This window comes from Spirillospora sp. NPDC029432, assembly GCF_040703975.1.
In the GTDB taxonomy this organism is placed as follows: domain Bacteria; phylum Actinomycetota; class Actinomycetes; order Streptosporangiales; family Streptosporangiaceae; genus Spirillospora.
On the sequence record NZ_JBEZWH010000066.1, the window covers coordinates 31,962 to 42,090 of the forward strand.

A 10,129-nucleotide genomic window follows, 5' to 3' on the forward strand; every position below is an offset into this window, starting at 1 on the left:
GGTGTCCGGGTCACGGCACTACGGCCAGGGCGGGGCGGGCTGGTACGACGACGCGGCCGGCCCCGTGGTGCGACCGTACGCCCTCACCGGGGGGCGCACGCAGTACGACTCCGATGTGCTCGACCTCGTCGCGCTGATCGTCGCGGAGCCGGCGGCGGACGGCGACGGCGGCACCGGCGGAGTCCGGGCCGGGTCCGACGGCTGGGCCCCGGAGCCGGAACATGAAATGATCTTGGAGCTTTGCCGCACCCCGCTGTCGGTCGTCGAGATAGCGTCGGAGCTGGAACTCGCCCTGGGCGTCGTCCGGGTGCTGCTCGGCGACCTTCTCGACCACTCGCTCGTCAGCGTACGGCGCCCCGCGCCGGTGGCGCAGTTCCCGAGCGAGCGCGTACTCAAGGAAGTGATCGATGGAATCCGTGCGCTCTGACCCGGCCGGTGTGGCCGGCGAATCCGCGCTGACCGTCAAGATCCTCGTTGCCGGTGGTTTCGGCGTCGGCAAGTCGACGCTGGTGAGCGCGGTCAGCGAGATCCGCCCGCTGCGCACCGAGGAGGCGCTCACCGAGAAGAGCATCGGGATCGACGACACCACCGCGGTGTCGCAGAAGACGACCACGACGGTCGCCATGGACTTCGGCCGCATCACGCTGCCGAACGGCCTGGTGCTGTTCGTCTTCGGGACCCCGGGCCAGGACCGGTTCTGGTTCATGTGGGACGAGCTGGCCAAGGGCGCCCTGGGCGCCGTGGTCCTGGTCGACACCCGCCGGCTGGCCGACTGCTTCGCCTCGGTGGACTACTTCGAGCGCCGCGGCGTCCCGTTCATCATCGGCGTGAACCAGTTCGACGGCGCCGGCCGGCACACGGCCGACCAGGTCCGGGACGCCCTCGACCTGTCGCCGGACGTACCGGTGATCAACTGTGACGTCCGGGAGCGCGAGTCGGCCAAGCAGGTCCTCATCGCCCTGGTCGAGCACATCATGCGCTCGATGAGCGGCCGCCGGGACCCCGTGTCCTACTGAACCGTCCTGCTGAAACCCTCCGACCCCCTGACACCCCGTGACACCCCCTGACACCCCCCTGACCCCCATCCCCCCGATCCCCGCGCACTGAACGCTCGGAGACCCCCGCCGGATCCCGGCGGGGGTCTTTCGCGTCCTACTTTGTCTTCTGAATGAGGAAAGTTAGAACGATCTAGTTAAAAGGTCTTCTCAAGTGAGCGAAAGCCGGTTACCTTCTCGTTCACCACCGGCTCGTGGAGCGCGAGAGGACGGCGTGATGCGCATGACGGCTCGACCGCAGAACGTGCACCAGGCACGCCTGCTGCGGCTGCTGCGCGACGAGGGGCCGCGGTCGCGGGCCGAGCTCGGCGACGTGGTGCGGCTGTCCCGCTCGAAGCTGGCCGTCGAGCTGGACCGGCTGGCCGAGCTCGGGCTGGTGGAGAGCGCCGGGCTGGCCGCCTCGCGGGGCGGGCGGCGCTCGGGCATCGTGCGGCTGTCGCCGCGGCTGCGGTTCGTGGCGTTCGACATCGGCGCCACCTCGATCGACGTGGCGGTGACCAACGGCGAGCTGGAGGTGCTCGGGCACGTCAGCGAGCCGTGCCAGGTACGGGACGGCGCCACCGTCGTCCTGGACCGCGCGCTCGACCTGCTCGGCAAGCTCCGCGACGAGGGGCTGATCCCGCAGGTCCACGGCACCGGGATCGGGGTGCCCGGCCCGGTCAGCTTCCGGGACGGCATGCCGGTGGTGCCGCCGATCATGCCCGGCTGGGACCGCTTCCCCGTCCGGGAGGCGATCGGCCAGGAGCTGGGCTGCCCGGTGCTGGTCGACAACGACGTCAACATCATGGCCCTCGGCGAGCTGCACTCCGGGCTGGCCCGCTCGGTGGACGACTTCCTGCTCGTCAAGATCGGCACCGGTGTCGGCTGCGGCATCGTCGTCGACGGGGCCATCTACCGGGGCGTGTCCGGCAGCGCGGGCGACATCGGGCACATCCGCGTCGACGACGACGGCCCGATGTGCGCCTGCGGCAACGCCGGCTGCCTGGAGGCGTACTTCGGCGGCGCGGCGCTGGCCCGCGACGCCACCGCCGCCGCGCGGTCGGGGCGTTCGGCGCATCTGGCCGAGCGGCTGGCGGCGGCGGGCGAGCTGACCGGCCGGGACGTCGCGGACGCGGCGGCGGCCGGCGACCCGGTCGCCGTCCAGCTGATCCGCGAGGGCGGCCGGCACGTCGGGCAGGTGCTCGCCGGGCTGGTCAGCTTCTTCAACCCGGGCCTGGTCATCATCGCCGGCGGGGTGGCGGGCCTCGGCCACACCCTGCTGGCCGAGATCCGCAGCGTCGTCTACCGCCGCTCGCTCCCGCTGGCGACCGGCAACCTCCCGATCGTGCTGTCCGAGCTCGCCGGCGCCGCCGGCGTGATCGGCGGCGCCCGACTCATCAGCGATCACGTCTTCGCCGTCGCCTGACCCGACCCCCGGCAGAGGAGGCCCTGTGGGCCCTGCGAAGCACACCGGTGATCCCCTCCTGCGGATGCGCGGGATCACCAAGCGGTTCCCCGGCGTCCGCGCCCTGGACGGCGTGGACCTGGAGGTCCGGGCGGGCGAGGTGCACTGCCTGCTCGGCCAGAACGGGGCCGGCAAGTCCACCCTGATCAAGGTGCTGGCCGGGGCGCACCGGCCGGACGGCGGCGAGATCACCCTGGGCGGCGAGCCGTTCGCGCCGGCCGGGCCCACGGCGGCCATGCGGGCCGGGATCGCCACCATCTACCAGGAGCTCGACCTGGTGGACGGGCTCTCGGTCGCCGACAACATCTTCCTCGGCCACGAGCGCGCCCGGCTCGGCTTCACCCGCCGCGCGGAGGCCGAGAAGGCCGCGGCCGAGCTGCTCGGCCGGCTCGGGCACGGCGAGATCCCGCCGCGCCGCGAGGTCGGCCGGCTGCCCGCCGCGGGCCGCCAGGTGGTGAGCATGGCCCGCGCCCTCTCGCACGAGGCCCGCCTGATCATCATGGACGAGCCGTCCGCCGCGCTCGCGCACGACGAGGTGAGCAACCTCTTCCGGATCATCCGCGAGCTGACCGCCGCGGGCGTCGCGGTCGTCTACATCTCGCACCGGCTGGAGGAGATCCGCGAGATCGGCGACCGGGTCACCGTCCTCAAGGACGGCCGCACCGTCGCGAACGGCCTGCCCGCCCGCGACACCCCGACCGCCCGGGTCGTCTCGCTGATGACCGGCCGCGACGTCGAGTACGCGTTCCCGGACCGTCCGGACGCCGGCGAGGGGCCCGAGGTCCTCCGGGTGGAGGGGCTGACGCTGGCCGGGGCGTTCGAGGACGTCTCGTTCAGCGTCCGCGCGGGCGAGATCGTCGGCCTGGCCGGGCTGGTCGGATCGGGCCGCTCGGAGATCCTGGAGACGGTGTACGGCACCCGCCGCCCCACCGCCGGCCGGGTGCTCCTGGAGGGCCGCCCGGTGCGTCCCGGCGACACCGGTTCGGCGGTGCGGCGCGGCATGGGCATGGCGCCCGAGGAGCGCAAGAGCCAGGCGCTGCTGCTGTCGGAGTCCGTCGCGGGCAACATCACGCTCGCCGGGCTCGGCCGCTACTCGCGCCTCGGCTGGCTCGACCGCAGACGCGAGAACGCCGACGTCCAGAGCCAGATCAAGGCGCTGGACATCCGCCCCGGCGATCCGCGCCGCCCGGTCGCGACGCTGTCGGGCGGCAACCAGCAGAAGGTCGTGCTGGCCCGCTGGCTGGTCGGCGCCGCGTCCGGCGGGAACGGCGAGGGGCTGAAGCTGCTGGTCCTGGACGAGCCCACCCGCGGCGTGGACGTCGGCGCCCGCGCCGAGCTGTACGCGGTGATCCGCGGGCTGGCCGCCCGCGGCGTCGCGGTCCTGCTGGTGTCGAGCGAGGTGCCCGAGGTGCTCGGGCTGGCCGACCGCGTCCTGGTGGTCCGCGAGGGCCGGGTGATCCACAGCGCCGCCGGCGGGGAGCTGGACGAGCGCCGCGTACTCAACATGATCATGGAAGGGAGGGCCCTATGACCGAGGCCGGAGTGGGACCCGAGGCGGCCGCCGGCCCGGCGCCCGAGAAGCGGGACGGCACCGCGCCGCGCCCGCCGTGGAACCGGCTGCCGTGGCGGCGGCCGGACGGGGCGAACGGGTCCGCCGGGGGGCCGGGGGAGATCCGGCACCTGGGGCTGGTCGCCGCGCTCGCGCTGCTGGCGCTGGTCGGCGTGGTCACCCAGCCCGACAACTTCGCCACCTCGGGGAACCTGGTCGGCATCCTCGCGCTGGCCGCCACGATCGGCGTCATCACGGTCGGGATGACGTTCGTGATCATCGGTGGCGGGATCGACCTGTCGGTGGGCGCGCTGATGGCGCTGGCGTCGGTGTGGGCGACCACGCTGGCGACCCAGTCGTACGGGCCGGCCGTGATGGTGATGTGCGCGGTCCTCGTCGGCACCGGCGCCGGGCTCGTGAACGGGATCCTCATCGCGTACGGGCGGCTGGTGCCGTTCATCGCGACGCTGGCGATGCTGGTCGCCGCGCGCGGGCTCGCGCAGCGGATGTCGGACCGCAAGACGCAGCTGGTCCGGCCGGAGAACAACGCGATCGAGGCGCTGTCCACCACCAAGGTGCTGGGCCTGCCGCTTGTGGTGTACATCTTCGCCGCGGTGGCGGCGGCCGGCTGGGTGCTGCTGAACCGCACCACGTTCGGCCGCCGGACGTTCGCGATCGGCGGCAACCCCGAGGCGGCCCGGCTGGCGGGCATCAACGTCCGCCGGCAGACCGTGGCGCTGTACGGCCTGTCCGGCCTGTGCTGCGGGATCGCCGCGATCATCATCATGGCCCGCACCACCACCGGCTCCAGCACACACGGCGACCTGTACGAGCTGGACGCGATCGCCGCCGTCATCATCGGCGGCACGCTGCTCACCGGGGGGCGCGGCACGCTCGTCGGGTCGATCCTCGGCGTGCTCGTCTTCACGCTCATCACCAACCTGTTCATCCTCAACGGCCTGCAGACCAGCGACCAGCTGATCGCCAAGGGCGTGATCATCGTGGCCGCCGTCCTGCTGCAGCGCCGCGGACTCAGAAGTCCCACCTAGCCCCCACCTAGCCCCCGCCCGGCCCCGCCCGAGGTTCCCGCGACCCGCCGTTCCACCCGCTCCCGCCGTACCGCACCCCACCCCCCTCCAGGAGCACGCAATGACCGAGAGCACCCGACCCAGCCGCCGCAACCTGCTGTTCGGCGCGGGCGTCGTCGCGGCCGGCGGCCTCGCCGCCGCCTGCACCGGCAACGAGCCGGAGGAGACGGCGCCCGCCGCGCAGGCCGGCAACAACGGCGGCGAGAACGACAAGCCCGGCAAGAAGGTCACCATCGGCTTCTCCGCGCCCGCCGCCGACCACGGCTGGATCGCCGCGATCACGAAGAACGCCGAGGCGCAGGCCAAGCGGTACTCGGACGTGACGTGGAAGCCGGTCGAGCCGACCAACGACATCAACCAGCAGATCTCCGCCGTGGAGTCGCTGATCTCGGCCAAGGTGAGCGCGCTGGTGCTGCTGCCCAACGACGGCGAGCAGCTCAACCAGGTCGCCCGCAAGGCGATGGACGCCGGGATCCCGGTCATCAACCTGGACCGGGTCTTCCCCGACAAGCTCTCGTACCGGACCTGGATCGGCGGCGACAACTACGGCATGGGCGTCGCGGCCGGCCACCACGTCGGCCGGCGCCTGAAGGAGAAGGGCGTGGCCAACCCGGTCATCGTCGAGATCCAGGGGATCGCCACGCTGCCGCTGACCCAGGACCGCAGCAAGGGCTTCGCGGACGCGCTCAAGACGTTCGGGTTCACGGTGACGGCCAAGCAGGACGCCAAGTTCACCGTCGAGACCGGCAACCAGGTGGCCAGCAACCTGCTCCAGGCCCACAAGAAGATCGACGCGCTGTGGAACCACGACGACGACCAGGGCGTGGGCGTGCTCGCCGCGATCAAGCAGGCCGGCCGCAAGGAGTTCTTCATGGTGGGCGGGGCCGGCTCGGCCAACGCCATGCGCGAGATCAAGGCGGGCTCGTCGGTGCTGGAGGCGACCGTCACCTACAGCCCGACGATGGCGGGCTCGGCGGTCCGCATCGCCCGGCTGATCGCGCAGGGCAAGGGCATGGCCGACCTGGTCGAGCAGCAGGTCCCGCAGTCGATCACGCTCGCCTCGGAGACCATCACCAAGGCCAACGTCGACACGTACATGCCGCTCGGCTTCGAGTCCTGAGGCCGCTTCCGGCGGCGGGCAGTACGCGGCGTTCCGACTCCTGAGGGGGAACTTCATGACCAACGAGAGGGCGACGGTCGGCGTCGGGATGGTGGGGCACGCCTTCATGGGGCGCGCCCACTCCCAGGCGTGGCGCAGCGTCGGGCCGTTCTTCGACCCGCCGCTCACCCCGATGATGGCCGCGCTGGCGGGCCGGTCGCGGGACCGCACCGCGGCCGCGGCGCGCGAGCTGGGCTGGGCGGCGGTGGAGACCGACTGGAAGGAGCTGCTGCGCCGCGACGACGTCCAGCTGGTCGACATCTGCACGCCGGGCGACAGCCACGCCGAGATCGCGGTCGCCGCCCTCGACGCCGGCAAGCACGTGCTGTGCGAGAAGCCGCTGGCCAACACCGTGGAGGAGGCCGCGGCCATGGTCGCCGCGGCCGAGCGGGCCCGCGAGCGCGGGGTCCGCTCGATGGTCGGGTTCAACTACCGGCGGGTCCCGGCGATCGCGCTGGCCCGCAGGATGGTCGCCGACGGCCGGCTCGGCACGCTGCGCCACGTCCGGGCGCAGTACCTGCAGGACTGGCTCGCCGACCCCGGCGCGCCGCTGGTGTGGCGGCTGCAGAAGGACCGCGCCGGGTCGGGCGCGCTGGGCGACATCGGCGCGCACATCATCGACGTGGCGCAGCACGTCGCCGGGCAGCGGCTGACCGGGGTCAGCGGCCTGACCGAGACGTTCGTCGGGGAGCGGCCGCTGGTCGGCGGCGACGGCACCGGCCCGGTGACCGTGGACGACGCCGCGGTGTTCATGGGCCGTACCGACGGCGGGGCGCTGGCGACGTTCGAGGCCACCCGGTTCGCCGCCGGGCGCAAGAACGCGCTGCGGTTCGAGCTGAACGGCTCGGCCGGCAGCCTGGCGTTCGACCTGGAGGCGCTGAACGAGCTGTGGTTCCACGACCACACCGAGGACGCCGCGACCGCCGGGTTCCGCCGGATCCTGGTCACCGAGCCCGAGCATCCGTACGCCGGGGCGTGGTGGCCGCCCGGGCACCTGCTCGGGTACGAGCACACCTTCACCCACCAGCTCGCCGACCTGCTGACCGCGATCGCCGAGGGCACCGACCCCAGCCCCTCGTTCGCCGACGGCCTCCAGGTCCAGCGGGTGCTCGCCGCCGTGGAGGCCAGCGCGGCGGGCGACGGCGCCTGGACCGCGGTGGAGGACGGCTGAACGCCGGAACGGGGCCCGGCCGGGAACGCGCCGGGCCCCGCCCCGCCCGTGATCACCGGAAGGAGGTGCCCGTCCCGAACCGCCCCGATCCTCGCGCCCCACCCCCCAGGTGAGGAGGAGATCCATCGTGTTCAGGTCGACCCGAGCCAGAGCCAACCCCATCCCGCCCATCGTCGCCGCGGCGGTCGCCGCGGTGACCGCCGCCGCGATGGCCGTCGCGGTCCCGCCGGCGGCGGGCGCCGCGCAGGCGGCGCCGCCCGAGCACTTCTACCCGTACTCGCTCGCCCAGGGACCCGACGAGGTCGGCGAGCCGATGGCCATGGAGCCGCTGCCCGACGGCTCCGTGCTGCACACCGCGCGCGACGGCGTGCTGCGCCTCACCGACCAGAACGGCCGGACGAGGGTCGCCGCGCAGCTGAACGTCTACACCCACGACGAGGACGGCCTCCAAGGCGTGGCCGCCGATCCGGGCTTCGCCGAGAACCGCTGGGTGTACCTGTACTACGCGCCCCGGCTCGACACGCCCCGCACGGACGCGCCGGAGACCGGGACCGAGGCCGACTTCGCCCCGTACGAGGGGCACAACCAGCTGTCGCGGTTCAAGCTGACGGCCGCGGGCGAGCTGGACACGGCCAGCGAGCAGAAGATCCTCCAGGTCCCGGCGACGCGCGGGATCTGCTGCCACGTCGGCGGTGACATCGAGTTCGACCCGCAGGGCAACCTGCTGCTGTCCACCGGCGACGACTCCAACCCGTTCCAGTCGGACGGCTACAGCCCGCTGGACGAGCGCGCGGACCGCAACCCGGCGTTCGACGCGCAGCGCACCTCGGCCAACTCCAACGACCTGCGCGGCAAGCTGCTGCGGATCAAGGTGGCCGAGGACGGCACGTACACGAGCCCGGCCGGGAACCTGTTCGCGCCCGGCACGGAGCGGACCCGGCCGGAGATCTACGCGATGGGGTTCCGCAACCCGTTCAAGATCTCCGTGGATCCGGAGACGGGCGCCGTGTACGTCGGCGACTACGGGCCCGACAAGGGCGACGACAACGACCCCGCGCGGGGGCCCGCCGGGCAGGTGGAGTTCGCGCGGGTGACCGGCGCCGGCAACTTCGGCTGGCCGTACTGCACGGGCGAGAACACCCCCGAGGACACCTACGCCGACTACGACTTCGCCACCGGCACCGTCGGCGCGAAGTTCGACTGCCAGAACGGCCCGGTCAACGACTCGCCGCGCAACACCGGCGTCGCGCAGCTCCCGAAGCCGGTCCCCGCCTGGATCCGCTACAGCGGATGCGACAACCCCGCCATGAACCCCGAGTCGGGCTGCTCCAGTTCCGAGTCGCCGATGGCCGGGCCGGTCTACCGGTACGACGAGGCGAACCCGTCGCAGGTCAAGTTCCCCGCCGAGTACGACGGGCAGGTCTTCCTCGGCGAGTTCGAGCGGCGCTGGATCCGGCACGCGGCGGTGAACGCCGACGGCTCGGCCGGGACGGTGACGCCGTTCCCCTGGCCGCTCGGCTACAAGGTCATGGACCTGGAGTTCGGGCCGGACGGCGCGCTGTACGTGCTGACGTACGGCGAGCAGTACTTCTCCACCGACGACCACGCCGGGCTGTTCCGGTTCGAGCACATCGGCACCACCGGGCGGCGGCCCGAGGTGCGGATCGCCGCCGAGCCCACCTCCGGGCGCAGCCCGCTGAAGGTGCGGTTCTCCTCCGCCGGGACGCACGACCCGGAGGGCACGGCGATCAGCTACCGGTGGGACTTCGGCGACGGGAGGCCGTCCACCCGGGCGAACCCGCGGCACGTCTACGGCAAGCGCGGGCAGTACTCGGCCACGCTCACCGTGACCGACGCCAGCGGCAAGACCGCCACCGACAGCGTGCTGGTCACGGTCGGCAACACCGCCCCGGTCGTGACGCTCGACCTGCCCGAGCACGGCCGGCTGGTCGACTTCGGCGCCGAGGTGCCGTACCGGATCACCGTCCGCGACCGCGAGGACGACCCGGTCGACTGCTCCAAGGTGAAGCTGACCTACCTCCTCGGCCACGCCACGCACTCGCACGCGCTGGCCGAGCAGTACGGCTGCGAGGGCGTGCTTCGGACGCCCGGCGACGGCGACCACGGCCCGTCCGAGAACACCTACGGCGTCTGGGCGGCCGAGTACACCGACACCGGCGGCAGGAAGGGCGTGGTCCCGCTCCGCGGCATCGACATCAACTACACCCAGCCGAAGAACCGGCAGGCCGAGCACTACAAGACCGGCTCCGGCGTGAGCCGCGTCCAGGCCGCGGGCGCGCACGGCGCGGCGCGGGTCGGGAACGCGTCCAACGGCGACTGGATCATGTTCGAGCCGTACCGGCTGGACGACGCCGCCTCGTTCACCGCGCGGGTCAGCTCGGGCGGTGCCGGCGGCACCCTCGAACTGCGCGCCGGCGCACCGGACGGCACCCTGATCGGCTCGGCCCAGGTGGCCCCCACCGGCGGCTGGGACGTCTACGCGGACGTCACGGGCGCCATCGCCGGCGCCCCCGCGACGGCCGGCCCGCTCTACCTGGTCTTCAAGGGCGGGACCGGATCCCTGTTCGACCTCGACGACTTCACCTTCACCACGAGATGACCCTCCCTCCCCGGCCGGCGGCGGCAGGCGCCGCCGCCGGCCG

8 protein-coding genes are annotated in these 10,129 nt (G+C 73.0%); all 8 read left to right on the forward strand.

Annotated features, from left to right (window positions below):
- The first annotated feature begins 1 nt into the window (after nt 1).
- Nucleotides 2-427, forward strand: coding sequence for a DUF742 domain-containing protein (locus AB0881_RS34045; protein ID WP_366623724.1), 426 nt, complete (start codon nt 2-4; stop codon nt 425-427).
- Nucleotides 408-1,016 (forward strand): ATP/GTP-binding protein, encoded by a 609-nt coding sequence (locus AB0881_RS34050; RefSeq protein WP_366623726.1) that lies wholly within the window; start codon nt 408-410, stop codon nt 1,014-1,016. The genes AB0881_RS34045 and AB0881_RS34050 overlap by 20 nt, the downstream gene beginning before the upstream one ends.
- A gap of 262 nt (nt 1,017-1,278) precedes the next feature.
- Nucleotides 1,279-2,460, forward strand: coding sequence for an ROK family transcriptional regulator (locus AB0881_RS34055; protein WP_366623728.1), 1,182 nt, complete (start codon nt 1,279-1,281; stop codon nt 2,458-2,460).
- Nucleotides 2,461-2,485: 25 nt separating this feature from the next.
- Entirely contained in the window at nt 2,486-4,030 is a 1,545-nt protein-coding gene (locus AB0881_RS34060) for a sugar ABC transporter ATP-binding protein (protein ID WP_366623730.1), read from the forward strand.
- Nucleotides 4,027-5,097 carry an ABC transporter permease gene (locus AB0881_RS34065; RefSeq protein ID WP_366623732.1) on the forward strand — a complete coding sequence of 357 codons (1,071 nt, stop codon included), beginning with the start codon at nt 4,027-4,029 and terminating at the stop codon, nt 5,095-5,097. Before AB0881_RS34060 ends, AB0881_RS34065 begins: the two co-directional genes overlap by 4 nt.
- 100 nt (nt 5,098-5,197) lie before the next feature.
- The gene (locus AB0881_RS34070; protein WP_366623734.1) at nt 5,198-6,256 is read left to right on the forward strand and encodes an ABC transporter substrate-binding protein; all 1,059 of its coding nucleotides are present in this window, start codon (nt 5,198-5,200) and stop codon (nt 6,254-6,256) included.
- Between the two features lie 55 nt (nt 6,257-6,311).
- Nucleotides 6,312-7,466, forward strand: coding sequence for a Gfo/Idh/MocA family oxidoreductase (locus AB0881_RS34075; protein WP_366623736.1), 1,155 nt, complete (start codon nt 6,312-6,314; stop codon nt 7,464-7,466).
- Between the two features lie 127 nt (nt 7,467-7,593).
- The gene (locus AB0881_RS34080; RefSeq protein WP_366623738.1) at nt 7,594-10,086 is read left to right on the forward strand and encodes a PQQ-dependent sugar dehydrogenase; all 2,493 of its coding nucleotides are present in this window, start codon (nt 7,594-7,596) and stop codon (nt 10,084-10,086) included.
- Nucleotides 10,087-10,129 lie beyond the last annotated feature (43 nt).

What these genes read in the sequence shown, in the direction of transcription:
- AB0881_RS34070 (WP_366623734.1), top strand. Translation starts at nt 5,198, where the DNA reads ATGACCGAGAGCACCCGACCCAGCCGCCGCAACCTGCTGTTCGGCGCG.
- AB0881_RS34050 (WP_366623726.1), top strand. Translation starts at nt 408, where the DNA reads ATGGAATCCGTGCGCTCTGACCCGGCCGGTGTGGCCGGCGAATCCGCG.
- AB0881_RS34055 (WP_366623728.1), top strand. Translation starts at nt 1,279, where the DNA reads ATGACGGCTCGACCGCAGAACGTGCACCAGGCACGCCTGCTGCGGCTG.
- AB0881_RS34065 (WP_366623732.1), top strand. Translation starts at nt 4,027, where the DNA reads ATGACCGAGGCCGGAGTGGGACCCGAGGCGGCCGCCGGCCCGGCGCCC.
- AB0881_RS34075 (WP_366623736.1), top strand. Translation starts at nt 6,312, where the DNA reads ATGACCAACGAGAGGGCGACGGTCGGCGTCGGGATGGTGGGGCACGCC.